Origin of the sequence: Flavobacterium soli DSM 19725 (genome assembly GCF_000422705.1) — a bacterium.
GTDB classification, from domain to species: domain Bacteria; phylum Bacteroidota; class Bacteroidia; order Flavobacteriales; family Flavobacteriaceae; genus Flavobacterium; species Flavobacterium soli.
The window spans coordinates 389,105-414,398 of the sequence record NZ_AUGO01000002.1 but is presented as its reverse complement, the minus strand read 5'-3'; the positions used below and the strand labels follow the sequence as shown (position 1 = coordinate 414,398).

General features: G+C 36.6%; 22 protein-coding genes and 1 riboswitch. Of the genes, 14 read left to right on the top strand and 8 right to left on the bottom strand.

What is annotated here, in order from left to right:
• Positions 1-69 precede the first annotated feature (69 nt).
• Positions 70-1,113 (bottom strand): YncE family protein, encoded by a 1,044-nt coding sequence (locus tag G508_RS0104985; protein ID WP_026704287.1) that lies wholly within the window; start codon positions 1,111-1,113, stop codon positions 70-72.
• Positions 1,114-1,117: 4 nt separating this feature from the next.
• Positions 1,118-2,953, bottom strand: a complete 1,836-nt coding sequence (locus G508_RS0104980; protein ID WP_026704286.1) for a TonB-dependent receptor plug domain-containing protein — start codon at positions 2,951-2,953, stop codon at positions 1,118-1,120.
• Between the two features lie 31 nt (positions 2,954-2,984).
• Positions 2,985-3,240, bottom strand: a riboswitch (cobalamin riboswitch).
• A 64-nt stretch (positions 3,241-3,304) separates the two neighbouring features.
• Between G508_RS0104980 and G508_RS0104975 the strand changes: the two genes are divergently transcribed.
• The 6 genes from G508_RS0104975 (at position 3,305) to G508_RS0104950 (ending at position 7,371) form a co-directional block, all read left to right on the top strand.
• A complete protein-coding gene (locus G508_RS0104975; RefSeq protein WP_026704285.1) occupies positions 3,305-3,520 on the top strand; it encodes a DUF2683 family protein in 216 nt (71 codons plus the stop codon).
• Entirely contained in the window at positions 3,511-3,774 is a 264-nt protein-coding gene (locus G508_RS0104970; protein ID WP_026704284.1) for a Txe/YoeB family addiction module toxin, read from the top strand. Before G508_RS0104975 ends, G508_RS0104970 begins: the two co-directional genes overlap by 10 nt.
• 92 nt (positions 3,775-3,866) lie before the next feature.
• On the top strand, positions 3,867-5,009 hold the full coding sequence (locus G508_RS0104965) for an ABC transporter substrate-binding protein (RefSeq protein WP_026704283.1): 1,143 nt from the start codon (positions 3,867-3,869) through the stop codon (positions 5,007-5,009).
• A 4-nt stretch (positions 5,010-5,013) separates the two neighbouring features.
• Entirely contained in the window at positions 5,014-6,042 is a 1,029-nt protein-coding gene (locus G508_RS0104960) for an iron ABC transporter permease (RefSeq protein WP_026704282.1), read from the top strand.
• Positions 6,042-6,830 (top strand): ABC transporter ATP-binding protein, encoded by a 789-nt coding sequence (locus G508_RS0104955; protein ID WP_026704281.1) that lies wholly within the window; start codon positions 6,042-6,044, stop codon positions 6,828-6,830. The genes G508_RS0104960 and G508_RS0104955 overlap by 1 nt, the downstream gene beginning before the upstream one ends.
• 46 nt (positions 6,831-6,876) lie before the next feature.
• The gene (locus G508_RS0104950; RefSeq protein ID WP_026704280.1) at positions 6,877-7,371 is read left to right on the top strand and encodes a hypothetical protein; all 495 of its coding nucleotides are present in this window, start codon (positions 6,877-6,879) and stop codon (positions 7,369-7,371) included.
• Here G508_RS0104950 and G508_RS0104945 read toward each other — a convergent pair whose 3' ends face one another.
• From G508_RS0104945 to G508_RS0104935, 3 genes are read right to left on the bottom strand one after another with little or no spacing between them, the layout of a single operon-like run.
• Positions 7,372-8,979, bottom strand: a complete 1,608-nt coding sequence (locus G508_RS0104945; protein ID WP_026704279.1) for a class I SAM-dependent methyltransferase — start codon at positions 8,977-8,979, stop codon at positions 7,372-7,374.
• 39 nt (positions 8,980-9,018) lie between these two features.
• Entirely contained in the window at positions 9,019-9,468 is a 450-nt protein-coding gene (locus G508_RS0104940) for a tRNA (cytidine(34)-2'-O)-methyltransferase (RefSeq protein WP_026704278.1), read from the bottom strand.
• Between the two features lie 40 nt (positions 9,469-9,508).
• Positions 9,509-10,075: a pseudouridine synthase gene (locus tag G508_RS0104935; protein ID WP_026704277.1), complete on the bottom strand. Its 567-nt coding sequence runs from the start codon at positions 10,073-10,075 to the stop codon at positions 9,509-9,511.
• Between the two features lie 119 nt (positions 10,076-10,194).
• Here G508_RS0104935 and G508_RS0104930 point away from each other — a divergent pair, with 119 nt between their 5' ends.
• Together G508_RS0104930 and G508_RS0104925 are read left to right on the top strand one after the other, a co-directional pair.
• A complete protein-coding gene (locus G508_RS0104930; protein WP_026704276.1) occupies positions 10,195-10,536 on the top strand; it encodes a hypothetical protein in 342 nt (113 codons plus the stop codon).
• A 231-nt stretch (positions 10,537-10,767) separates the two neighbouring features.
• On the top strand, positions 10,768-12,192 hold the full coding sequence (locus G508_RS0104925) for an MATE family efflux transporter (RefSeq protein WP_026704275.1): 1,425 nt from the start codon (positions 10,768-10,770) through the stop codon (positions 12,190-12,192).
• Between the two features lie 91 nt (positions 12,193-12,283).
• Here the strand turns inward: G508_RS0104925 and G508_RS0104920 are convergent, their stop codons facing one another.
• Positions 12,284-13,477, bottom strand: a complete 1,194-nt coding sequence (locus G508_RS0104920) for a pyridoxal phosphate-dependent aminotransferase (RefSeq protein WP_026704274.1) — start codon at positions 13,475-13,477, stop codon at positions 12,284-12,286.
• Between the two features lie 117 nt (positions 13,478-13,594).
• Between G508_RS0104920 and G508_RS0104915 the strand changes: the two genes are divergently transcribed.
• The 4 genes from G508_RS0104915 to G508_RS0104900 all read left to right on the top strand — a co-directional run bounded on the left by G508_RS0104915 (position 13,595) and on the right by G508_RS0104900 (position 17,183).
• Positions 13,595-14,926, top strand: coding sequence for a PDZ domain-containing protein (locus G508_RS0104915; protein ID WP_026704273.1), 1,332 nt, complete (start codon positions 13,595-13,597; stop codon positions 14,924-14,926).
• Between the two features lie 73 nt (positions 14,927-14,999).
• Positions 15,000-16,178, top strand: coding sequence for an AIR synthase related protein (locus G508_RS0104910; RefSeq protein WP_026704272.1), 1,179 nt, complete (start codon positions 15,000-15,002; stop codon positions 16,176-16,178).
• An 18-nt stretch (positions 16,179-16,196) separates the two neighbouring features.
• On the top strand, positions 16,197-16,556 hold the full coding sequence (locus tag G508_RS0104905; protein WP_026704271.1) for a hypothetical protein: 360 nt from the start codon (positions 16,197-16,199) through the stop codon (positions 16,554-16,556).
• A gap of 30 nt (positions 16,557-16,586) precedes the next feature.
• A complete protein-coding gene (locus G508_RS0104900; RefSeq protein ID WP_026704270.1) occupies positions 16,587-17,183 on the top strand; it encodes a GNAT family N-acetyltransferase in 597 nt (198 codons plus the stop codon).
• A 207-nt stretch (positions 17,184-17,390) separates the two neighbouring features.
• Here G508_RS0104900 and G508_RS0104895 read toward each other — a convergent pair whose 3' ends face one another.
• Positions 17,391-21,299, bottom strand: coding sequence for a beta strand repeat-containing protein (locus G508_RS0104895; protein ID WP_026704269.1), 3,909 nt, complete (start codon positions 21,297-21,299; stop codon positions 17,391-17,393).
• A gap of 477 nt (positions 21,300-21,776) precedes the next feature.
• Between G508_RS0104895 and G508_RS0104890 the strand changes: the two genes are divergently transcribed.
• Positions 21,777-22,214, top strand: coding sequence for a hypothetical protein (locus G508_RS0104890; RefSeq protein WP_026704268.1), 438 nt, complete (start codon positions 21,777-21,779; stop codon positions 22,212-22,214).
• A gap of 208 nt (positions 22,215-22,422) precedes the next feature.
• On the opposite strand, the gene G508_RS0104885 is transcribed toward G508_RS0104890, so the two are convergent.
• A complete protein-coding gene (locus G508_RS0104885; protein ID WP_026704267.1) occupies positions 22,423-24,810 on the bottom strand; it encodes a DUF5686 and carboxypeptidase-like regulatory domain-containing protein in 2,388 nt (795 codons plus the stop codon).
• A gap of 186 nt (positions 24,811-24,996) precedes the next feature.
• Between G508_RS0104885 and G508_RS0104880 the strand changes: the two genes are divergently transcribed.
• Entirely contained in the window at positions 24,997-25,266 is a 270-nt protein-coding gene (locus G508_RS0104880; protein ID WP_026704266.1) for a hypothetical protein, read from the top strand.
• The last annotated feature ends 28 nt before the right edge of the window (positions 25,267-25,294 follow it).

Here is a 25,294-nt window from a genome sequence, read left to right as displayed (position 1 = left end):
ATACAAAAAAGGCTTCTTGTTTTTCAACTGGAAGCCTTTTTTTCTTGGAGCAAAAAAGTGTTTTTTTTATTAGTCGTTGAAATAGAATCCATTCGGAATTAGTCCCACAGGAAATTCTTTTTGCAAGGCTCCCGTTGTAGAATATATGAAAACTCTTCCGTTTGAAGCATAGTCTTTTGCATCCGAAACATAAATCTTATCGTCTTCAACTGTAAAACCATAAAGTGTTGTTGCACCACTTGTAAACAAAGGAGTTTCGCTGATTGTTGTTGCATTTAAAGCGGCAGAAAAAACGTCTGAATTAACCGTGAAATACAATTTCCCATCTTCGATACTCAAGTTTTGAGCATTTCCTAAAGCGGCAGGAAAAGTTACTTCACTTAAAATTTCGTTGTTCGATAACTGAACTCTAACCAATTTGCTAGCGTCGTCATAGTTTCCACAAAGCACATACAAAATACCATTTTCTTCTTCAAAAGAAGTAGGAGAAATTCCTGTATTGATTGTAGAAATAATTGCATTCGAAGCTGGATTGATTACCGTTACCGAATTTCCTTCCCCATAAGTCCCATTGGTTACATATAATTTTCCGTTTTCTTCAAGAATTCTTTCGCCAATCGCATTCAAAGCAATCGTACTTTCAACTTCATAAGTCGATAAATTGATTACAGCAACAAAATCGTCAGTTGTACTGTCAAAAGCGGCTTGATTGGTTACATAAGCTTTTCCGTTTTCTACCACACCATATCTTGGAATGTTCAAACCTGAGTCAATTTTATCAATCAATTCAAAAGTATAACGGTTTACAACCGTGATCTTGTTAGAAGCATTCGAGATGATAAACGCCTTATCGCCATCAAAAAACATCGATTGAACGTATCCTCCAATTCCGTCTCCTTCATTAACAACACTATAAACATCTTGCTGAATAGTGGTCATGTCGTTCCCGATATACGTGATTGAACCAGCAGTTCCATTTCCTTCATTTACTACTAAAACTCCGTTATCATAGGCTCCAAGCGGAGTATTGTCAACTTTATCGTCATCATCACTACAAGAAACAAACACAGTTGATCCTAAAAAGGCTACTAAAAGTAATTTACTAAATTTCATTCTATTAAAAATTAAGGGTTAAATTCAAATTATAATTTCGTCCAGGCAACGGACGGTTTTCTACACTTTCATATTCCTCGTTCCAAAGATTTAAAACCTTGAAGCCAATTGTAAAGCTATTTTTTTTGCCAAAACCATACCCAACGCCAATGTTCGAAACATTATACATCTCGATAGTTGCATCTGGATTATTGTCGGTTTGGGTAAAGACTTCTCCGGTAAACAAATGTTGATAGAAGGCATTTATTTTTTTATAAGAATAGCCAAAACTTGCCGTCATTTTATGATAGGGAACAAACGTTAGTTGATAACCTGTTTCATCGTTTTTAGAATTCGTATAAGCATAAGTTCCGTTGAAATCGAAAACACTATTGGCTGTTTTTTTGTTCCAATTTAAAATAGCTTCTGCACCATAAATACTGACTTTATTGGTGTTTTGAGGTTTAAACATGCCTCCATTTCCTGGAAGCCATCGAATCATATCTTCTATCTTGATATGATAAAAATTGGCGGTAAAAGTGAAATTTTTATACCTGAACTCATTTCCAATTTCTCCCTGAAAAGAACTTTCTGGTTTTAAATCGGGATTTCCGGCACCTTGCCAATACAAATCATTGAAAGTTGGAATCCTGAAGTTTCTGGATCCATTTACTTTCAGCGCATAAAAATTTGTAAAGCGATAATTGGCTCCAGCCGAAAACAAAACAGGACTTTCATAAGTAGAAGTTACTTCTTTCCTGACACTCAACTCATATTGTAATTTGGTTGTAACCAAATGCTTAAAAAATAAACTTGCCGATCCAATTTGCCTTTTATCCGACTGAATATCAGAACCATTTCCTTTATTTTGCGTAAAATCTAAAATGGTGTTGATTTTAATTTTTTCGTTGACATCATACGTCAAATCATATTTGGCAATAAAGGTTTCTACTTTTCCGAAGAAAAAATCATCGCTTGTAATATTTTCGAAATATCGATATTCTTCAGAAAGGAAAGCTACTTTAAGCCGCGAAGTAAATTGATTCAAAAAGGAACTCCATTCTAACAAATTTCTAGTGTTGAAATCAGTATATTTTGTTTTAGAATCTGATGGTGTAACCAATGAAAAATGGCGTTCTCCATCATAAAATTGACTGTAAAATTTCAGAAAATTGGTTGCATTAATTTTATATCCGAAACTAGAATTGAAACTGTTATTATAAAATTGTCCGTTCAAATTCTTTCGATCCGTATTCAAATATTTATAATCGTTATCCGAACTATTTCTGGAAATACTTCCCTGAAAGCTAAACTTTTCATCCGAAACATTCAATTTATAATTGAGCCCAAATGTGTTGAAACTACCGTAATTCAATTCCAAATCATTCGAAAAATTATCTTTAAAACTTAAATCATTGTTCAAATGTATGCTTCCGCCAATGGCACTACTTCCATAAATCGAACTTCCTCCACCAGCACGAACATTGACAGTATTGAAATCTTTTGTTGTAATCGTATTAAAATCCGTCTGACCGTTAAGTTGCGAATTGATATTGATTCCGTTCCAAATTACTGCTGTTTGCTGAGCCGTAGTACCTCTAAAAGAAGGCGAAGAAACCATTCCGAGTCCGTTTTCCTTGAAATAAATTACGGTATTATAATTAAGCAAAGAAGTTAGCGAAGCCTGACTATTGTTGATAATCGAATCCGATAATTGTTGAACAGATTGTGAATTGGAGAAATTTTTGAGTTGGGAATCGGAGACTTTTACCTCCTCCAAATACTGGATGCTGTCGTTTTGTGCCAAAGCAAATTGGCATACGAAGAAAATAAAAAATAAAAACTGCTTTCTAAAAGTCATAATTCCAGAATCTTTTTTCCCGAAGATTCGATATTTGTTAAGAAAAAAGGCAGGTCTCCTGGCTTGCGTCTTGTTGTTTACCTTCCCATTCCATTTTAGAGTTTTGATTTTAGATCTTAGATTGAATCTGAAATCTGAAATCTACAATCTAAAATTAGAACAGTGGTTTTGTAGATAACAACAAGCTTTGTAGCTTACAGTTGCGGGAACAGCTTTGGTTTTGAACCAAATTCCCTTTTAATGTGATTTATAAAAATTAAATCACAACCTTAATTCGAGTGCAAATATAGATTTTTTGAAAACAAGTTTCATTTAAATTAATTTTTATCTTTGTAATAAATAATTTTAGCTATGGAAACATTTATCGTTCATCCTAAAAATCAAGAAGAAAGAAATGTAGTGAAGGCATTTTTGGAAGCTTTGAAAATTAAGTTTGAAAAAACTACAGACAAGAATTCTGACCAAAGCCCTTATAATGCTGAATTTGTTGCAACGATGGAAAAAAGCATTTCAGATGAAAAAAAAGGCAAAATCACTAAAGTCAATCTTGATGACATATGGAAATAGATTTCACTGACGAAGCCTTACTCCATCTTAAGTATTTTCAAAAATTAAATGACCGACGTATTTTAAAAAAGATTAGAGAACTCTTAGATTCAATTTTGGAGAATCCTACCATCGGAATTGGAAAACCTGAACCTCTAAAACACAATTATAGTGGATTTTGGAGTAGAAGAATCAATCAAGAACATAGATTAATTTACAAAGTTCTTGAGAATGAAAATATAATTCGAATATATTCCCTCAAAGGACATTATTAGAAAAATCGCCAAGAAAAATCTCGGCGATTTTTTTATTTCTGAAAAAAACCATAATTCCTTTTACCTTTGTCAACCTCAACAAAAAGATTTTTATGCAATCATTCTCTTCTAAAATAGTTGTCTTGGTGTTCCTGATTTTTGCTATTGGATGCAAGGAAAATAGCGAATCTACGGGCAAAACTTCATCTGAAATTAAAAATGAAATCAAGTATGCTTCGGGTTTGGCTATTTTTAAACATGAAAATTATACGGTTGTAAAAGTTTCTAATCCTTGGCCAAATGCGACCAAAAATTATACTTACATCTTAAAAGAAAAAAACGTTAAAGTTCCGGATAGTTTGAGTCAGTTTACGACAATTCAAGTTCCGATCAAAAGTATAATTGTGACTTCTACAACCCATATTCCATCTTTGGAGATGCTTGGCGTTGAGAATTCTTTGCTAGGTTTTCCAAATCTGGATTATGTTTCTTCAGAGAAAGTGAGAGCTAGAATTGATGCTGGAAAAGTTAAAGAATTGGGGTCAAACCAAACCCTGAATACTGAAGTAATTATTGATGTTGCTCCAGATGTTTTCATCGGTTATGGCATTGACAACAAAAATCCAACGTTGGATAATCTTGAAAAAAGCGGACTCAAAATTATGCTCAATGGCGACTGGAACGAGCAAACACCACTTGGAAAAGCCGAATGGATCAAGTTTTTTGGTGCCTTGTATGGTTTAGATGAAAAGGCCTATACTATCTTTTCTGACATTGAAAAAGAATACAATACGACTTTGAAACTTGCTAAAAAAGCTACTTCAAAACCCACAATTCTAGCTGGAGATATGTTTGAAGGAATATGGTATTTGCCGAAAGGCACAAGCTGGGGAAGTTTGTTACTCGATCAAGCCGGAGGAAATTATTTATGGAAAGAAACCGAAGGTACGGGAAGTTTGTCTCTATCTTTTGAAATCGTTTTGGAAAAGGCCAAAGATGCCGATTTCTGGATTACTTCGGGACAATTTTCTTCTTTAAAAGAAATGACAAATGCTAATCCTCATTACAGCCAATTCAAGGCTTTTCAAAATAAAAATGTATATTCTTTCAGCAGTAAAAAAGGAAAAAAGGGAGGTATTTTATATTATGAATTAGCACCCAACCGACCTGATATTGTTTTGAAAGATATTGTAAAAACGCTGCATCCGGAATTGTTGCCCAATTATACTCCTTTTTTCTTTGAAAAGTTAAAATAGTTTTATGCTAAAATCCAAACATATCGCTTTATTCATTTCACTGACATTCATCATGTTTGTGCTGTTTTTATTAGATATTGGCTTGGGACAAGTTTCAATTCCGTTGAAGGAAGTTTTCAAAAGCTTGACGGGACAAGAAGCTTCAAAAGAAACATGGCAGTATATTATCTTGAATTTTCGATTACCGAAAGCAATTACAGCTATTTTAGTGGGAATGGGATTGTCGATTAGTGGATTATTGATGCAAACTATGTTTAGAAATCCATTGGCAGGACCTTACGTTTTAGGATTAAGTTCAGGTTCAAGTCTTGGTGTGGCTTTTGTGATTTTGGGTGCTTCTCTCCTACCTTCCATTCTTGGTTCACTCATTGCCTCTTCCTACGGAATTATAATCGCTTCCTGCTTAGGAAGTTTTATGGTTTTATCAGCCGTTTTGATCGTGTCGCAACGTTTGAGAAACACAATGTCAATCTTAATTGTCGGGATGATGTTTGGTAGTTTCACTAGTGCTTTTGTTGGCGTTCTAACCTATTTCAGTACAGCCGAACAATTGCAGAAATTTACTTTTTGGTCACTCGGGAATCTTGGAAATCTTTCGTGGAGTTCAATCCTTATACTTGCTATTTCGGTTTTCATAGGATTATTTTTGAGCTTGATGAGTATCAAATCACTAGATGCCTTGCTTCTAGGTGAAAATTATGCAAAAAGCTTGGGATTAAATTTCAAGAAAGCCCGATTAACTATCATATTTGCAACAAGCATTTTAGCAGGAAGCATCACTGCTTTTGCAGGTCCGATTGCTTTTATCGGTTTAGCTGTACCACATATTTCTAAATTGGTTTTTCAAACCAGCAGTCATCGTGTTTTATTTTGGGGAACGTTGCTTTTTGGAGCAATCATTATGCTAATTTGTGACATCGTTTCGCAAGTTCCCGGAACAAGTATCATATTACCAATCAATGCAATAACTTCAATTATTGGAGCTCCGGTTGTGATTTGGTTGTTGGTTGGTAAACGTAAAATGATGACATAATGGAAAATAAAATCATCTTAAAGGCAGAAAATATTTCGATTGGTTACAGTCATAAAAAGAAGCAAAAAGTTGTGGCTGAAAATATTTCTATTTCTTTAGAAAAAGGAAAATTAATTTCGCTAATTGGTGCCAACGGAATCGGGAAATCTACACTTTTAAAAACCATCACAGGCATACAAAAATCTATTTCTGGAGATGTTATTTTAAATGATAAAAAAACAACAGATTACACCTCCCTACAATTGGCTCAACAGTTGAGTTTGGTTTTAACCGAAAGTCTTCCGCCAAGTAATTTAACGGTTTTTGAATTGGTGGCATTGGGAAGACAGCCTTATACCAACTGGATTGGGACATTAACGGATGAAGATATACTCAAAATAAACGAAGCAATCGAACTAACCCAAATTACACATTTATCCAATAAAAAGCATTTCGAAATTAGTGACGGACAATTGCAAAAAGTGTTAATTGCAAGAGCCTTAGCACAAGATACACCTTTGATCATTCTGGACGAACCTACCACCCATCTTGACTTGCTGCATAAAGTTTCACTTTTTAAATTACTAAAAAAACTAACGCACGAAACACAAAAATGTATTCTTTTTTCAACTCATGATATTGACTTGGCAATTCAATTGAGTGATGAAATGATTGTCATGACACCCGAAAATACCGTTCAAGATACTCCTTGCAATCTAATTGAAAAGGGCACTTTTGGAGCTCTTTTTAATGATGAAAATATACAATTTGATATAGAAAAAGCTAAATTTCTATTTAAAAATCTTTAATTTCTATTCTGTATCGTCTATCTTTATAAGAAAAAAATTAAATAAAATGAAAAAGTTCCTTTTAACAGCTTTCTTTTTTTATACCTGTTTCGCCTTTTCACAAGATAAAATTGAGCTTTCGCCAAATGGTTTTCCAACCGTAACCATCGTTAAACCAAATATTCCGCTTGAAAATCTAATTGAAGCTTCAAAAAGTTGGGCTTTGTTTTACAATAAAAAAGGGGCTGATGTTTATGAAGTTACTTCCAATTCACTAAAAATTGATGCCTTGAAACCAAGTGCTTTCCATTATTACAGTCTTGGTGATCCCTATTTTTTTACTGTAAAATATACACTTGCGGTTGAATTTGGCGAAAAAAATTATACGCTAAAATTTACCGTCAAGGAAATTTACATGAAAGATAAGCTCATAGAATCTACAATTGCAGATTATTTTACCCCAGAAGGAAAATTAAAGGAAGGCTTCGAAGAAATAAAGCCTTCGTTTGAAAGTACCGTCAATAAAATGATCAGTTCTTTTGCGACTTATATCCAGAAATAATTATTTTCCTTTCAATAAATTAATACTTACTGTAGCAGTATCGGCATCTGGAAATCTTCTAAAAATAGTGGGATCCGGAAACAATCCTGCTTCAGATGCAACACTATTAAAAACATCAATTTCCACAATATATTGGTCAGAAAAACCGTGAGTGGCATCATAGGCTGTTGCTGCAGTTCGACCTAAATTGGCAGTGGTAAGTTTCGGATGTATGGTATGCAACTCAATCAAAAGCAAGCCAAATTTCCGAACATAAGGCGACCATTTCTGCAAATGTTCAAGCAAATTATCTTCCACTAAATTATTACTGATTCTTTTTCCTCTGAATGCAAATGCTCCAGAAGAATTGCTAATTCTGTCTTTGTGGATGTGGTTCGGTTCTTCCCAAATTCGGTTGTGATCCAGAAAGGTTCTCACATTGAGCAAATCTTTCAAGTCGATATTGTAGTTTTCCTTCAAGTCATCCGAAAGCACATCTGGTCTTCCAATATCACCCCAAATTACTTTTGCCCAAATATCAGCCTTGATCAAATTGGCTCGGGTAACTTTCAAAGCAGCTTGGTTATAATCGGCTCCAACTAAAAATAATGGATATTCATCGAGCATTTTTCCACGTAAAGTTTGCCTGTTAATGACTTCAAAAATATGTTGCAAAAAAGCGCCATTACCACAACCCATATCCAATATTCCTTTGGGTTGTTCTTCAATTGGCAAATTAAAAAGCTTGACAATAATTTCATCCACCACTTTAAAATAAGTATCGTGAGCTCCGCCGCTTCCCCAAACGTTCATTTCTCGGTCAACGTGGATTTCATTTTCGCCATCGGCAACCATTCTCAAGACAGATGGATCGCCAAAAATCAGTTCTTCAATTCGTGCAAATGTTGGCAAATAGGAAACCGTAACACCATAGGCACTTGCTCTTTTGGCATAAAAAAGTCCCATTTCTGTAAATTGATAGTTACTATTTTTCTCCAAAAACCATCCAAGATGAACGAAGAAATCCAATATCTTTTTAAAATTTTCGGGCGATTTATGAAACTCTTCCGGCTTGAAAGAAGTCTCCATAAAATATTTATGAAACATTCCGTTCATGGCCAAACGAACGATTGTTGGTCCGATTAGATAACCCTCGATATGCTTTAAAATTTGATTTTGAATAGTATTTGTAAGTTCATCCTCGGAGAAAACGATACCGTAGTTTTTCTTGTATTTTTCAAAGATAACATTGAGTTTTTCAAACGGGGCATCTTCAAAAAGACGCGGATGAAATTGGGTAGAAAACTGCAATAAATCGACCACATCTTCATACAAATGGAAAAAAGAAAAAGCAATTCCTGTTTTTTCGTTTACCGAAATTGTAATCTCTTGGCTTGCATTATCGACTTCATACTCTAAAAAACCCTGTGAAGCCAGGATTCTCAAACCAACATTCAGATAACCTTCATTTGCCTTGAAAGCAGCAGTAATTTCAGCTAATTGAACCTGCTTTTTATCTAAAATAAAATCTAAAACACCTTTATTTTTTAATGCAATTGCAACTGGAGCAACCGCCAAGCCGTCGAGATGTTTGAAAATTGAACTTCTTAATTGAGATTTATCGGTCATATTTAAAAGAATGAAGGTTCTTTCAAATATAGTATTTTTTTAAATTGAAAGTTGTCTTTTGGCTTCGCCAATTGCAAAAGCTACAGAATTTGCAAGGTTGTAACTTCTAACCAATGGTGAAATGGGAATCATCAGATGATTTTGAAACATTACAAGAACTTCCTGGCTCAAGCCAACGCTTTCCTTACCGAAAACAAGCCAATCGCCATCTTGAAATGTTTCTTTTAAATAGGATTTTTCAGCATGGGAACTGAACAAGAAAACGCGTGAAGTATCTGGAATAGCCGAAACCCATTCTCCAACATTTTGGTATTCCTTCCAATCGAGATGCACCCAATAATCAAGTCCAGAACGTTTGAGATTTTTATCCGTAATTTGAAATCCGAAAGGATGAATAAGGTGTAATCTATTTCCGGTTCCAACACATAAACGGCCTATGTTTCCTGTGTTATTTGGTATTTCGGGTTCTACTAGGACGATGTTTAACATTTTTAGAGGTTTAGGGTTATGGGTATTGGGTTTTGGAAATCTATATTGAAAAATCGGTTACTTCTACTACTTCGCCTGATTTTAAATCGCTTAGATGAACGTTTCCGATTCTTACTCTGACCAATCTTAAGGTTGGAAATCCGACAGCGGCAGTCATTTTCCTCACTTGACGAAATTTTCCTTCATTGACAGTTATGGAAGCCCAACTTGTTGGTCCGTGGCGTTCGTCACGTATTTTTTTGGAACGTGGAGCGAAATTAGGTACTTCTATTTTTGACGCTTCACAAGGCAAAGTCATGTATTTTTGACCTTCAAAACCAATTTCAACTCCTTTTTTTATTTGCTGGATGGCTTCATTGGTAATGATGCCATCGACTTGCACATAATATTCCTTATCCACTTTTTTGCTTCTCACTTTCTCACTCACTTTTCCATCGGTTGTTAGAAGCAACAGTCCTTCTGAATCTTCATCCAAACGGCCAATTGCCATCGTTCCCTCTGCGAAAGCATACAATTCACCTAGCAGTTTTTTATTCCTTTTCTGTTCATAAATAAACTGACTCAGATAACCATAAGGCTTGTGGATGATGTAATGCTGGTGTTTCATTTTTGAGAATATCGGCAAAGATAAGTTTGTTTGTCAATTAAAGCAATGTTAATTGAATGGCTTCTTTGGGTTATAAATCGTAATATTATAAGATAATCAACCTCAAAAAAACCAATGCTATGGAAAATAAAGATCTAGGTGCTAAGAAAACCAATAACGAGCAACAATTGAATGAAGGATTTAGTGGCAAAAATATGCCAAAAGACACTCCTGATTTGAAAAACGAAGTAGAAAAAGATACAGATGGAAACGCTGACGTAGTGAAAAGAGCCCGAAATGTCGATAGAAATTTAGAAAATTCCAAGGATGCAACTTCTGAAACTAAAACTACGAACAATGACAATCAGAATCAGAAAACCGTTGAGAATAAAGATAGAAATTCGGATGTAACACCTAATCGCTATCCCAATTCACATCCTGAAAACCATGAGAATCGAGGAAATATGAAACTTGATGAATAGCTAAACACAGATTTTCACAGAAACATACTTAGTCATTATAAGTCAACAGCAAATAAAATTGTTGTTGGCTTTTTTATTTGAAAAAAATAATATATTTGTCTTTCTAATCTTCAGAAAATATGATTGTTGTAGCCGTCCTCACTTTCTAAAAAAGGACAAATTCATAAGAGCTAAAAACAAAAGGTTCAGTTTCATACTGTAACCTATTCTTTCACATTTCTATATTTTATTATGTCGAACACAGGACAACCTACAAGTATATTTTCTACTATATTATCAGTCATTAAAAAATCCCTCAAGGGAGAAGAAATCGATTATACAATCGGAAGCATCAGGCTTTCCGTTATTTTATTGGCTATTCCAATGATGTTGGAAATGGCAATGGAATCGGTTTTTGCTTTGGTCGATTTGTATTTTGTTGGCCATTTGGAGAACAGCAGTTTTGCCATCCAAACCGTTGGCTTGACCGAATCGGTTTTGACTATTATTTATTCACTTGCTATTGGAATCAGTATGGCTGCTACAGCAGTTGTGGCCCGAAGAATTGGCGAGAAAGATCCTGTTGCTGCTGCAAAAGCAGGAATGCAGGCCATCTTGATTGCGTTTTCCATAACGTCTGTTATCAGTATTCTTGGTGTCATTTTCGGAACCGAAATATTGCTCTTGATGGGTGCTTCGCCCGAAGCCGCTGAACACGGAACACCTTTTATCCAGATTATGATGGGTGGAAGTATCGTGATTATGTTGTTATTCTTAATCAACGGAATTTTCAGAGGTGCTGGAAATGCCGCCATAGCCATGAAAAGCCTTTGGATTGCTAACTTGGCGAACATCATTTTATGTCCGATTTTAATTAATGGTTTCGGACCAATTCCTGCCTTTGGATTGACGGGTGCTGCAATTGCCACCACTGTCGGAAGGAGTATTGGGGTTTCTTATCAGCTGTATCATTTGTTTAATGGTAAAAATATGCTGAAGATTACACTTGCCTATTTGAAACCAAATTATGAACAAATAAAAGCTTTGGTTAGCATTGCATCTCCAGCCGTCTTGCAGTTTGTAATTGCATCGTGCAGTTGGATTTTCTTGGCACAATTGGTAGCGACAACTGGAGGCGACAATGGTTCGGCTGGATACCAAACGGCAATGCGTTTGATGATGTTTTTCCTTTTACCAGCTTGGGGATTGAGTAATGCAGCGGCTACATTAGTTGGACAAAATTTAGGTGCAAACGAAATACAACGTGCCGAAGATGCAGTTCTGAAAACAGCCAAATATAACGTGATTTACATGGCGTGTGTGATGCTGATTTCGCTATTGGGAGCCGAACTTTTAGTTGCTTTTTTCACGAATGATCCCGAAGTCCAAGTATATGCCGTAAAAGCAGTTCGTGTGATTGCAACAGGCTATATTTTCTACGGAATTGGGATGGTGATGATCAATGCATTTAATGGTGCAGGAGATACTTGGACACCAACTTGGGTAAACCTCATTGGGTTTTGGTTGTTCCAGATTCCGCTTGCTTATTTCCTTGCAAAATATTTAAAAATGGGACCGATGGGTGTTTTTATTGCCATTCCGGTTGCGGAAACGGCTATTACCATTGCGAGTTTTGTATTGTTTAAGAGAGGGAAATGGAAGAAGGTACAGGTTTAAATAAATCAATAAAAAATCGGAAAATTTAATTTCATAAAAAAAACCTGTCCCATTAAAAAGGACAGGTTTTCTCTTTGATAGCAGAAGTTAATTACTTCGCGTTATAAACCGCAATCGCTTCTTTCAAGATTTCAACACTGCGAATTAAATCTTCTTTTTTAAGGACATAGGCAATACGAACTTCGTTCAGACCTACACCTGGAGTAGAATAAAATCCTGCTGCTGGAGCTACCATAACCGTTTCGCCATTCAAGTCATACGACTCCAAAAGCCATTGAGCAAAAGCATCAGCATTGTCAATCGGCAATTGTGCAATACAATAGAAAGCTCCTTTTGGATTGGCTACTTTCACGCCTTCAATTTCATTCAATTCTGCAATTAAAGTATCGCGACGATCTTTGTATTCCGTGATCACTTCGTCAAAATAACTTTGTGGTGTTTCCAATGCAGCTTCACTTGCAATTTGTGCAAATGTTGGCGGACTCAATCTTGCTTGTGCAAATTTCATCGCCGTTGCCATAACTTCTTTATTTTTGGAAACAATGCAACCAATTCTTGCTCCACACATGCTGTATCTTTTTGAAACCGAATCAATCATGATCGCGTTTTCTTCGATTCCAGGAATGTTCATTACAGAATAGTGAACATCACCATCGTAAGTAAACTCACGATACACCTCATCAGCAATTAAAAACAAATCGTGTTTTTTTACCAATTCCGCCAGTTGCATCATTTCTTCCTTAGAATATAAATATCCTGTTGGGTTTCCTGGATTGCAAATTAGGATGGCTTTTGTTTTTGAAGTGATTAATTTTTCGAAATCAGCAATTGGAGGTAATGCAAATCCTGTATCAATCGTAGAGATCACAGGCACCACTTTTACTCCAGAAGCCGTTGAAAAACCATTATAATTAGCATAAAAAGGCTCAGGGATAATAATCTCATCATCAGTATCCATTGTACTTCCCATAGCGAAAAGCAATGCTTCAGACCCACCAGTTGTAATGATAATATCGGCAGTATCAATTGGAAGTCCGTGGTTTTTATAATAAGCTGACAACTTGTTTCTGTAGCTTTCAAATCCAGCAGAATGACTGTATTCTAATACTTTTATATCAACATTTTTAATAGCATTCATTGCCACTTCTGGCGTCTTGATATCCGGTTGCCCGATGTTCAAATGATAGACCTTGTGACCTTTTTTCTTTGCAATTTCTGAATACGGAACCAATTTTCTGATTGGTGATTCCGGCATCTGTTTCCCTTTATTTGAAATTTTTGGCATGATTGAATTTTTAGTGGTGCAAAATTGCAATTTTTTTTATTGAGAGCCAATTCTTTAACTTGATAAATTATCAAATTATTGGTGATTATTTTTTATTTTTATTAAAAATTACGGCAAATGAAACTTTTAACTCAACTATTGTGCTTTTTGCTTTGCAGCCCTCTACTATTTGCTCAAGATGGTTTTGAATTTACCACTTCAAAAAAGAAAGCAACAATACCTTTCAAATTGATTAATAATCTCATCATTGTTCCCATAAAAGTGAACGGTGTTGAACTCAATTTCCTTTTGGACACAGGGGTTGAGGAAACGATTTTATTTAGCTTGGATGAAAAAGAAGAAGTAAAACTTTTTAATGTTCAAAAGATTAAACTTAGAGGTTTGGGAGATGAAGGTTCTACTGAAGGCTTGAGATCTTCAAAAAACATTTTAACCCTTCAAGGTTTAAAATCCACGAATCATGAAATTTTGATTATACTTGATGAAGAATTTAATTTTTCATCAAGTCTTGGGATTCCTGTGAATGGCATCATTGGCTCTCATTTCTTTAGAAAAAATCTAATAGAAATTAATTATTTAAAGAAAAGAATAATCATATATAATGAACCGAAAATCAATAAGGAAAAACTCATTTACAATTATAAACCCTTTACGATTTTCATCGAAAATGCCAAGCCTTATCTTCAAACAGCTGTTATAATTGATACTACTTCCATTGATGCAAAATGCCTAATTGATACTGGGAATAGTGACCCTGTGTGGCTTTTCGAAAATAAATCCAAAAACATTCATGTCCCACAAAAAAACTTTGATGATTTCTTAGGTCGGGGTTTTAATGGTGCTATACACGGCAAAAGGGCGAAAATAGCAAAGTTATCCATGAATGAATTTGAATTTAGAAATCCGATAAGTTCTTTTCCCGACCCGGTTTCGCTTCAGAATGTAAAAATGGTAAAAAACAGAACGGGATCAATAGGTGGTGAATTGTTGAAGCGTTTCAATATCATCTTTGATTATCAGGAAGGAAAAATGCATCTCAAAAAAAATAACCATTTCAATGAACCTTTTACCTACAACACTACAGGAATCAGCATTCATCACATAGGACTACAATGGATTGAAGAACTTGTGACTTTTAGAACTGAATTAAATGTTGGTTCATCTGAAGTTGTTTATGATGAAGGAAAAAGAACATCCGAATTCAGATATAATTTTAAACTGAAGCCACTCTACGAAATCTATAGTATTAGAAAAAACTCCTTGGCTGAAAAAGCGGGTTTACAAGAAGGCGACATCATCATTTCCATCAATAATAAATCGGCCTATCGACTTTCTTTGCAGGAAATGAATGGCTTGTTGAAGGCAGATGCTGGAGAATATATTTCGATTAATATACGTCGAAATAATAAAGAGCTCAACTTCCGTTTCCTGTTAGAGGAATTGCTTTAACATATTGAATATTACACTTGGCAGGCTTTTTTTTTATGTTTACATTTGCCGACACAACTACACAACACAATTTATGAGTTCTGATACCAGTAAAAGATATGCACTTCGTGGTGTTTCTGCTTCAAAAGAAGACGTTCACAACGCCATCAAAAACATCGACAAAGGTTTATTTCCAAAGGCTTTTTGCAAAATTGTTCCCGATTATCTAACCAATGATGAAGATTTTTGCATCATCATGCATGCCGATGGGGCAGGAACTAAATCATCATTGGCCTATATGTATTGGAAAGAAACTGGCGATATTTCGGTTTGGAAAGGAATCTCACAAGATGCCTTGATCATGAATATCGATGATTTGTTATGTGTTGGTGCAACTGATAATATCTTACTTTCTTCAACTATTGGAAGAAATAAAAATTTAATTCCATCCGAAGTTATTTCGGCCATCATCAATGGAACTGAGGAATTAATTAGCGAATTGAAAACCTTTGGTGTAACGATTCATTCTACAGGTGGCGAAACGGCCGATGTGGGTGATGTGGTTCGAACCATCATTGTAGATTCGACCGTTACAGCAAGAATGAAACGTAGTGATGTTGTGGATAACGCGAACATTCAAGGGGGAGATGTGATTGTGGGTCTGGCTTCTTTTGGTCAGGCTACTTATGAAAAAAGCTATAATGGTGGTATGGGAAGTAATGGATTGACCTCTGCACGTCATGATGTTTTCGAAAAATATCTAGCCACAAAATATCCTGAGAGTTTTGATGCTGCTGTTCCCGAAGAGTTGATTTATTCTGGGCAAGTGAAATTGACAGATGCGGTTGAAGGTTCTCCGATTGATGCTGGGAAATTGGTGCTTTCGCCAACCAGAACCTATGCTCCAATTATCAAAAAAATACTAGATAAATATACCCCAAAAGACATTCACGGAATGGTGCATTGTAGTGGTGGTGCACAAACCAAAGTGCTTCATTTTGTTGACAATGTTCACGTGATTAAGGATAATTTATTCCCAATTCCGCCGCTTTTCAAATTGATTCAAGAGCAATCTAAAACGGATTGGAAAGAAATGTACCAAGTGTTCAATTGTGGTCACAGAATGGAATTGTATGTTCCAGAAAACATCGCCCAAGACATCATCGAGCTTTCAAAATCATTCAATGTTGATGCTCAGATTGTAGGACGTGTTGAAACTTCGGATACTAAAAAACTAACGATTAAAAGTGAGTTTGGTGTTTTTGAATATTAATTGCTAAACCTAAAGTTTATGTACGAATTACTTTTTTGGAAATACGAAGACGGCGTTTATTTGAACCATCAGGAAGTATATGAAGCTTTGGATGAAGATCAAGTGGTTGAAGGTTTGGAGAAACTTCCAACAGATGTTATCCTAAACCGAATCAATTCGGTGTTTTCAAAATGGGAACGCGTGGATGAAAACAGTTGGAAAAACAACGATGGTCCGGGTGCTTTTTGCGTAAAGACTACTCCAAATAGCGTGAAAATTGAATGCTACGGAACAGTTGGAACCACAATGGACAAGCTCGTGGACATCATGGACGAATATAAATGTCCGTTGTATGATCCGCAAGTTCCGGAACGTTATGATGAAATGAGCGAGAAGTAACTATTCCTTATTTTTTATTATTGCTAGAAAATGGATGCTATTTTATCTGATGATCTTATCCTTGAAGATGATTTTGTTCTACTTCGTCCATTAGTGGAAAGTGATATCGAAAACTTACTTCATTTTTCCATCAACGAACCTGAACTTTGGTTGTATTCCTTGGTTCGAGCAAACGGAAAAGAAAATCTCGAAAATTATATACAGATTGCCTTGAAGGCAAAAGAGCAAAAAACCGAATTTCCGTTTATTGTCTTTGATAAGATTACAGGGAAATATGCGGGAAGCACTCGTTTTTATGACATCAATTTTCCGTTTAAAACGTTGCAATTGGGTTATACTTGGTATGGAAAAGAATTTCAAGGAACCAAACTGAACAAGCATTGCAAGTTGCTGTTGCTTGAATTTGCCTTCGAAAAATTGCAGATGGAACGCGTTGAATTTCGTGCTGATAACAATAACAAACGAAGCATTGCTGCAATGAAAAGTATCGGTTGCAAAGTGGATGGGATTTTGAGAAGCAATATGCCAACCTTTGAAAGTGAAATTCGACGTGACAGTATTGTTTTGAGTATCTTGAGGAATGAATGGTTTGAAAGCGTAAAAGAAAACTTGAAAGCAAAACTTTAGACGTTCTGGAAAATGTTTCCAAAATGCAATTGGTTTCCCACTAGCCCTGACTGTAGGGAAAATCCTTTTTGTTTTTTCCTTTAAAAAACAAAAAGATTTGGAAGGAAAGGCAGGAACATGGATTCCCTTATGACCGAACCTTTCGCTCCAAAAAAAAAGCCTTCGCATTAACTGCAAAGGCCTTCTTCTAAAAAAACTATTAAACACTTATCTTCCTAAAACCAATTTGTGGGTTTCGGTTGTAGCGTCCGAAACGAGTTCTACTACGTAAACACCTGATGAAAGGTTGCTCAAGTTGAGCTCGCTTGATGAATTGTTTAATGTGAAATTCTGGATTACTTTTCCTGAACCAATTTCGATCAATCTACCGCTTACATTTTCGCCAAAGCCTGAAGCGATTTTGATGTTTACGATTCCGTTTACTGAAGGGTTTGGAAACACGATGCTTCTTTTTGAATTGCTAAAAACGACATCGTCTATTCCTAAACTTGACTGTGCTTCGAAAGCTCCGATGTCTCTAATTCCTCCAAAAACCATAGCTCCTGTTTGATCTTCAAACATATCTGTTGGGTCTCCAGCATTAAAGGCCGGACTGTTTTGTAGTAAAGCCAATGTAAAAGTTTCACCACCATTACCGGCCAATGGGCCTAACATTGGATCAATTGGAGTAGCTACTGTTCCTTCTAAATCGGTTGCTGTTGCTGGGAAAACATTTGCTCCATCTTGTCCGATCAAGTTGTATCCGTTTGAAACATAATTTCCTGTTGCATTGGAAAGATCAGCACCTGTTGCCGCCATATTTTGGGCTACGATTGTGTTTTTTAGAGATGGTGAAGTGGCACTGTTATTTGCAATTCCACCGCCATTTGCAGTAGCCATATTATTGGCAATTGTAACTGCATTTAGCATCAGCATATCGTTGTTGTAAAGTCCGCCACCGTTATTTGCAGATGTGTTTCCAGAGAAAGTAGAAAGCATCACGTTTACAGTTCCGGTTTTTACATGCAAACCACCACCGTTTCCTAGAGCTCCGTCTGAAACGTTATCAAAAACGGTTGAATTATTCAAGTTCAGAGTACCACCGTTGTTGAAAATTCCTCCACCACCGTGAACAGCATCTGGACCACTGGCTGTATTATTATTGATGGTTACATTTGTTATTGTCATTGTGCTTCCTGTTTGATTCCAAAGTCCGCCACCTTCGCGTCTTGCATCGTTACCCGAAACAACCCCGCCCGAAATCATGGTTGTGGTTACTCCAGAAATATGTAAAGCTGCACCGTTTCCTGGGTTTGGCATTCCTGAACCTCCATCCACATCGTTATTGGTCATGTCGGAATTGTCGATAGTCAAAGTTCCGTTTACCACCTCGATTGCTCCACCAGCACGGTTTGCTGAATTGCCGTCAAGGGTAGTATCCGTTACTGTAACTGTTCCCGCCATACTGAATATTCCACCACCACTACCGCTTGTTCCGGTAGCTAAATTATTGGTTATCATAGCATCAGTAACGATTAATGTTCCTGATGTATTGAAGATTCCACCACCACCATCATCGGCTGCTGCACCTGAGGCTGTATTGTCATCAATTGTAGTTCCGATAACGGTCATTGTTCCTGAACCATTCCATAAACCACCACCTTCTAGTGAAGCCGTATTGTTATTTACTGTTCCGCCAGTTATGGTAGCACTTCCTGCCCCTGTAATGTGCAAGCCACCACCGTTTCCTGGAGGTCCTGTAACGCTATTATTATCAAGATTGACATTGTTTAAAATAATTGTGCTAGTCAATGAATTATCTTCAATTCCACCACCAGCTCTAATGGCTGTGTTTCCTGTGATAGCAGTATCCGTTATAGAAAGTTGCGAACCCACATCGTTTAGAATTCCACCTCCAGAACCAGCAGTTCCGTTTGCTATATTATTAGAAATTATAGCGTCAGTAATTACTAGGGTTCCCCCGTTTAGGTTGTAGATTCCCCCACCACCTTGATCAGCTCCAGGACCCGAAGCAGTATTTCCGTCGATGGTTGTTCCGTCGATTGTCATAGTTCCTGAACCATTCCATAGACCTCCACCTTCGGCTCCAGCCATATTATCGTTTACAGTTCCGCCGTTGATAGTTATCGTTCCAGGACCTGTCATGTGCAATCCTCCTCCATTTCCTGGAGCATTGAAAACAGTATTTCCGTCAAGGGTAACATTTGTTAGTGTAATAAAGTTGGTTCCTTCAAAGGCATTTCCTTCAATTCCACCACCTGCTCTGTTTGCAGTGTTTCCTGTAATCACCGTGTTCTCGATCATTAAAGTTGATCCTACATCATTCAAGATTCCACCTCCGGAACCAGCAGTTCCGTTTGCAATATTGTTAGAAATAGTAGCATCCATTATCATTAGAGTACCACCATTCAAATTATAAATTCCACCGCCACCTTGATCTGCAGCAACTCCAGATGCAGTATTTCCATCTATTGTTGTTCCGTCGATTGTCATAGTTCCGGTTCCATTCCATAGACCTCCACCTTCGGCTCCAGCCATATTATCATTTACAGTTCCACCATCGATAGTGATCGTTCCAGGACCTGTCATGTGCAAACCACCACCATTTCCTGGAGCATTGAAAACAGTATTTCCGTCAAGCGTAACATTGATCAAAGTGATAAAATTGGTTCCTGCCAATGCATTTCCTTCAATTCCACCACCAGCTCTATTGGCCGTATTTCCTGTAATTACTGTGTTCTCGATCATTAAAGTCGAACCTACATCGTTCAAGATACCACCTCCAGAACCAGCAGTTCCGTTTGCAATATTGTTAGAAATAGTAGCATCCATTATCATCAAAGTACCACCATTCAAATTATAAATTCCACCACCACCTTGATCTGCTAGAACACCCGAAGCGGTATTTCCGTCGATTGTAGTTCCGTCAATGGTCATGGTTCCTGTTCCATTCCATAGACCTCCACCTTCGGCTCCAGCCATATTATCGTTTACAGTTCCGCCATTGATAGTGATTGTTCCGGGACCTGTCATGTGCAAACCACCCCCATTTCCTGGTGAATTGAAAACGGTATTTCCGTCAAGCGTAACATTGGTCAAAGTGATAAAATTGGTTCCTGCAGTAGCATTTCCTTCAATTCCACCACCAGCTCTATTGGCTGTATTACCTGTAATTACTGTATTTTCGATTATTAAAGTTGATCCTACATCGTTCAAGATTCCACCACCAGAACCAGCCGTTCCGTTGGCAACGTTATCTGTTATGGTAGCATTATCGATGTTTACTGTACCACCATTTAGGTTGTAGATTCCCCCACCACCATTATCAGCAGCAACACCCGAAGCAGTATTTCCGTCGATGGTTGTTCCATCAATAGTCATGGTTCCTGTTCCGTTCCAAAGACCTCCACCTTCGGCAGCAGCCATATTCATGTTGACCATACCGCCAGTGATTATGGCAGTTCCATTTCCTGTAATATGCAGTCCACCACCATTTCCTGGAGCTGCCGTTGCTGGTGCAACACCTGCATTGTTCATCATCAAGTTCACGTTTGTAAGTGTCGTTGTCGTTCCTGCCACACTCTCGATTCCGCCTCCAGCACGATTGGCTGTATTGCCGGAAATCGTAGTATTGAGAGCTACCAAAGTTGCTCCAGTACCTACGAAGATAGCTCCACCACTACCACTCAATCCGTTGGCTGTACTGTTAGAAAGTGTCGCATTATTGATAATCAAATCAGCACCTACCACTTGTATCGCACCACCGTTATCAGCCAAACCATTTGTTAGCACCAAGTCATTAATGATAACATCTCCATTAGTGATATCAAAAATCCTACTGGCGTTGTTAGCGTTAATCGTGGTGTTTAGAATTCCGTTTCCGGTAAGGGTTAGCGATTTGTCAATCGTGATTTGTCCTGATACCAAGACAATGTTCATGACCCCTGGGGCAAAAGTAATGACACCACCCGGAAGTGCTGCCGTAATTTGACTTCTGAGCGTGCCTGGAGTTCCGTCGTCGGCACTGCTGGTTACAATTTGTGCATGGGAAACTACTGTTCCTAAGAACAACATCACCACGCCGATAAATCTTTGAAGCGTAATTTTGTTTTTCATAATTTTTATTTTATTGGTTAAATGAATGGTTTAGATATGTTTACGGCAAATACAGAAAGTTGGTTTTAGCAACATGTGTTAAATAAATCATAATAGAAAATAAATCCTTCTAAAAGATAGCTGCTCAAGGGCTGGACAGATAGATCGTATTGGTGATTTTATAAAAGAACTATCGTTTTAGTCATCAAACATAAATTACTAGACATCAAATAGAAACTAGTTAGATATGAAACAGAAGTTATTGGATATGAAATAGAAGTTACTAGACATGAAATAGAAGTTATTGGATATGAAATAGAAGTTACCAGGCATGAAACAGAAGTTACCAGACATAAAACCAACAGTCCGAGTGTTCAGACAGATAAAAGTGTTCTCAAATGAACATTTCATCTATATAGATTAAAAATGCGTTGCAAAGCAGAACTTCTCTAAAAGAAACTTCGGAAAAGTTTAACTTTGCCGAAAAGAAATTCAACCATGAAAATAAACCTCAAAAACGGAATCGATAAATTGCTTTTTGGAATGAAGCAAAAAGATGTTGTGGCCTTATATGGCAATCCCAACAAGGAATACAAAGACGAAGACGACAACACGATCCTTTTGTATGACAACCAGAAACTGCGTCTTACTTTCTATGCCGAAGAAGATTTTAAACTGGGTTATATTGTTGGTTCGGGTGCTGATCTGGAAGTATTTGGTTTCTCTATCATCGGACGAAAAATTGCGGATGTCAAGAAGGATCTGGCCACCAAAGGCTTGACCAAATGGACCGAAGAAGCTTTTGATACTTATGAAAATTTCTTTAATGAGGCCTATTGGATTATCCTGCAATCAGAATTTGGTGAAGTTGTAAAGGTTGAAGTTGGAGCTATTATAAATGATGAAGACGAATTTGATTGGAAGTTTAAGAAGTAAAATTCAATAGAAAATATTGTCTCGGTACATCCACTCTGACACAAATATTTTTAAAAGATTTTAGACACAAATTCCACTAATTTTCACGAATGAATTTGTGAAAATTAGTGGAATTTGTGTCTTTTTTATCGTAATGAAAAATTTACAATGGTTTCCTATGAACTAAAGTTGTGTCAATTTTGTAGGTCTCTCAACAGTTTTTTTCTTTTTATTTAATCGCAAAACTAACACTAAGTTTAAACACAAAATTATCCTTAGTTTCAGCATGTGCATATTCACCATAGCGATAAAAAACGCCTCCTCCAAGACCTAGATATCCAATATCCATATAATTCGTTTTGAGGAGATTGTCGAGTTGCAAACCGGTTTCCATAAACACTTTATTCTTTGTCTTATAGCCAATGAGTTGGTTGCTAGTTTGGTTGTCATTGGAGAGGTTGCCCCATCCAAAATTGTTATGCAAAATCACACTCGGCTGGAATTTTCCAGATTTGAACAACAATCCGCCGAAATTATGCGTCAGGAATAAATTGGCATATCGATCGGATAGAAATTCATAGGGTTGCATAGTTTGGAAATAATTCGGAATCAAATACGGATAATCCTTGTCATAGCTTCCTTCTCCGGTAAACAACAAACCATACGGCAACGGATTGTCGATCATTCCGGCTTCAATCCTGTATTTTGTCGCACCAAAATTCTTCGTGAAAAATGATTGCTCGATTCGGGCTTCTATCTTATTATAATCAAAATCACTGTCCATCACCTCTTTCAATCCTCTTGTATAAGAAACCGAAAGTATCGGATAGGTCGTTCCCGCCGAAATCAGTTGGTTGAACGAACTTACAATCCTTTCCTTGAAGGCAAAACGCAAATCGATTCGGAGGTTAGTGTCCTTATAATTGGTAAAAATTTGTTCGTTTTGATTAAATTCATATACATATTTTGGCGTGGTTTCGCTTTGCGTAAATGTAGCTTTCCATTTCAAATAGCGGAACGATCGGGCTTCGACAGCAAAGCTTCCCTGCTTGACATTATCCATCAAATAAGCCTGAAAATTCCTGAAATTGAGCATGTTTTGAACCGAATAATTCAGCCCGTAATTTCCCGCTTCAACAAGATTGTTTTGATATTTTCCGCCAATCTTAAATTCATGTTTTTTCGACAAGGTATAGATCGCTTCGCCTCCATATTTCCAGTCGTAATCGCGTGTTCCATATCCGAAAAAACCACCTAGTGTGAGGTTTTCAAAAAGTTTTTCATTTGTATAAACACCTAGACCAAGCCGATATCCCTCATATTTATTATAGACAATGGTTTTTGCCAAATCCAGATCGAAAACACCAATTCCTATTTTGAACTGCGTCAATTTCTCCATCGTCGTCAGTATCTTGTCGAATTTATGTTCCTTTCCGATGCTATCCACCACGCGATAGGTAACTTTTTCACTCTCCGAAAGTTTTTCGATGCGGTAGTTTTCCCAAAAAAGGCTGTCTTGTTTGGTCGCCATCTTGTCGATTCGAACGGCTTCGATGGCAAACTCTTTTTTGCGAAGCGGAATATTCAACTGCACTTCGCTAATATAACTTCGTCCATCCACAACCATTCCTAATTCGGTGAAAACCAAAGCATAATTCAACTGTTCTGGAAACCAATATTGATTGTCAACAAATGTATATTGCTGCTGGATTTTAATGTCAATTTTCCCCTTTTCGAACGGTGTTGCAATCACGTTTTGAACTGCATATTTATTGCTGTTGATGTAGAGCGAACCTTTCAATCCTTCAATGTTTTTATTTTTTTGAGGTTCAAACGAAATGATATAAATGGTGTCGTTTTTTTGAAAAAGGGTATCTTCTAAAGTAAACTGATATTTTTTCAGACTACCGTTACTAATCGGATTTAAATACTGAATATCAAATAGTTTTATATTATTCCGATAAAATGAAAAAGGTTGCAAATCGGTTGCCAAGGAGGCAAAAGATGGGTTTTGAAAACCCGAAACTTTGGTTCCAATCACTACTTCTTCGCTATTATCAGGAGCCATAAATTTTCGTTCGGAAACCGATTCCATCATAAAAAGCGGACTGTCTTTGAGCAAGTTGCCTTTCATTTTCTTGTTTATGCTATCGTTTTTTGTCGTACCATCGGTTTTCATATCATATACTACCTTGTTATAGGAAGTATATTTAAAAGTCGGAATGTTCTCCGGATTGTTCTTTTCCTTGTTGGCAATTACTTTCCTGATGATAGCATTTGCAGGATTCTCGCCAGCTTTTACAACAACCTCTGCTAGATTATCGGCGGAAGCTTTCAAATAAACCGTGATATTCTTATCATTTCCGATCTGGAGGTTTTGGGTTTCATAACCTACATAGGTGCAAACCAAATTATTCAATTTTTCATTGGACGAAAAACTAAACTTTCCATCAATATCAGTAGAAACATATAATTTTTGGTTGTTATTGAAAATTATATTGGCGAACGCCAAAGGCTCTTTTGTGGTACTATCGAGCACTTTTCCAGTAATATTTTGTGAATAGCAATTGGAGACAAAAAAAATAGAAAACAGTAGAAATTGCAATAAGTTCTTCATTGTTAGGGTTTTGTTTTTTGGTACACAAATATAAAAGAAAAATTAAACTGAATTTTTGCTACAGTATTTTCAAACGTTAAAATAATCATAACGTAATTCTATAAAATTATTATAAAATCATATAAAGAATTGAGTATGAAGTATGGGTAATTTAGTCAAAGATTAAAAACCCTAAAATCTAACGCTATGAAAACTTTGTCCCTTATATTATCGATCGCTGTATTTTTTATTGCAGGCTACTTTTTTGTTGTTGATTTTACTGCTTCAACCGAGATGAATTACCTCATTTACATGAGCTTGTTAGTGATCTTGATGCTAATTTGCATTGTAGGTGTGATGATTAATTTGCCTTTGATATTGAGACAAAGACGCCAGATGAAGGTGCTGATTTATAACAGCTATTCTAAAAAAAGAATTCAAAACAGAGAGTTCGATCGACAGTTCGGAATTTCGTAAACCAACCCATACTAAACCAACCTTGACT

What these genes read in the sequence shown, in the direction of transcription:
- G508_RS0104985 (WP_026704287.1), bottom strand. Translation starts at nt 1,113, where the DNA reads ATGAAATTTAGTAAATTACTTTTAGTAGCCTTTTTAGGATCAACTGTG.
- G508_RS0104980 (WP_026704286.1), bottom strand. Translation starts at nt 2,953, where the DNA reads ATGACTTTTAGAAAGCAGTTTTTATTTTTTATTTTCTTCGTATGCCAA.
- G508_RS0104975 (WP_026704285.1), top strand. Translation starts at nt 3,305, where the DNA reads ATGGAAACATTTATCGTTCATCCTAAAAATCAAGAAGAAAGAAATGTA.
- G508_RS0104970 (WP_026704284.1), top strand. Translation starts at nt 3,511, where the DNA reads ATGGAAATAGATTTCACTGACGAAGCCTTACTCCATCTTAAGTATTTT.
- G508_RS0104965 (WP_026704283.1), top strand. Translation starts at nt 3,867, where the DNA reads ATGCAATCATTCTCTTCTAAAATAGTTGTCTTGGTGTTCCTGATTTTT.
- G508_RS0104960 (WP_026704282.1), top strand. Translation starts at nt 5,014, where the DNA reads ATGCTAAAATCCAAACATATCGCTTTATTCATTTCACTGACATTCATC.
- G508_RS0104955 (WP_026704281.1), top strand. Translation starts at nt 6,042, where the DNA reads ATGGAAAATAAAATCATCTTAAAGGCAGAAAATATTTCGATTGGTTAC.
- G508_RS0104950 (WP_026704280.1), top strand. Translation starts at nt 6,877, where the DNA reads ATGAAAAAGTTCCTTTTAACAGCTTTCTTTTTTTATACCTGTTTCGCC.
- G508_RS0104945 (WP_026704279.1), bottom strand. Translation starts at nt 8,979, where the DNA reads ATGACCGATAAATCTCAATTAAGAAGTTCAATTTTCAAACATCTCGAC.
- G508_RS0104940 (WP_026704278.1), bottom strand. Translation starts at nt 9,468, where the DNA reads ATGTTAAACATCGTCCTAGTAGAACCCGAAATACCAAATAACACAGGA.
- G508_RS0104935 (WP_026704277.1), bottom strand. Translation starts at nt 10,075, where the DNA reads ATGAAACACCAGCATTACATCATCCACAAGCCTTATGGTTATCTGAGT.
- G508_RS0104930 (WP_026704276.1), top strand. Translation starts at nt 10,195, where the DNA reads ATGGAAAATAAAGATCTAGGTGCTAAGAAAACCAATAACGAGCAACAA.
- G508_RS0104925 (WP_026704275.1), top strand. Translation starts at nt 10,768, where the DNA reads ATGTCGAACACAGGACAACCTACAAGTATATTTTCTACTATATTATCA.
- G508_RS0104920 (WP_026704274.1), bottom strand. Translation starts at nt 13,477, where the DNA reads ATGCCAAAAATTTCAAATAAAGGGAAACAGATGCCGGAATCACCAATC.
- G508_RS0104915 (WP_026704273.1), top strand. Translation starts at nt 13,595, where the DNA reads ATGAAACTTTTAACTCAACTATTGTGCTTTTTGCTTTGCAGCCCTCTA.
- G508_RS0104910 (WP_026704272.1), top strand. Translation starts at nt 15,000, where the DNA reads ATGAGTTCTGATACCAGTAAAAGATATGCACTTCGTGGTGTTTCTGCT.
- G508_RS0104905 (WP_026704271.1), top strand. Translation starts at nt 16,197, where the DNA reads ATGTACGAATTACTTTTTTGGAAATACGAAGACGGCGTTTATTTGAAC.
- G508_RS0104900 (WP_026704270.1), top strand. Translation starts at nt 16,587, where the DNA reads ATGGATGCTATTTTATCTGATGATCTTATCCTTGAAGATGATTTTGTT.
- G508_RS0104895 (WP_026704269.1), bottom strand. Translation starts at nt 21,299, where the DNA reads ATGAAAAACAAAATTACGCTTCAAAGATTTATCGGCGTGGTGATGTTG.
- G508_RS0104890 (WP_026704268.1), top strand. Translation starts at nt 21,777, where the DNA reads ATGAAAATAAACCTCAAAAACGGAATCGATAAATTGCTTTTTGGAATG.
- G508_RS0104885 (WP_026704267.1), bottom strand. Translation starts at nt 24,810, where the DNA reads ATGAAGAACTTATTGCAATTTCTACTGTTTTCTATTTTTTTTGTCTCC.
- G508_RS0104880 (WP_026704266.1), top strand. Translation starts at nt 24,997, where the DNA reads ATGAAAACTTTGTCCCTTATATTATCGATCGCTGTATTTTTTATTGCA.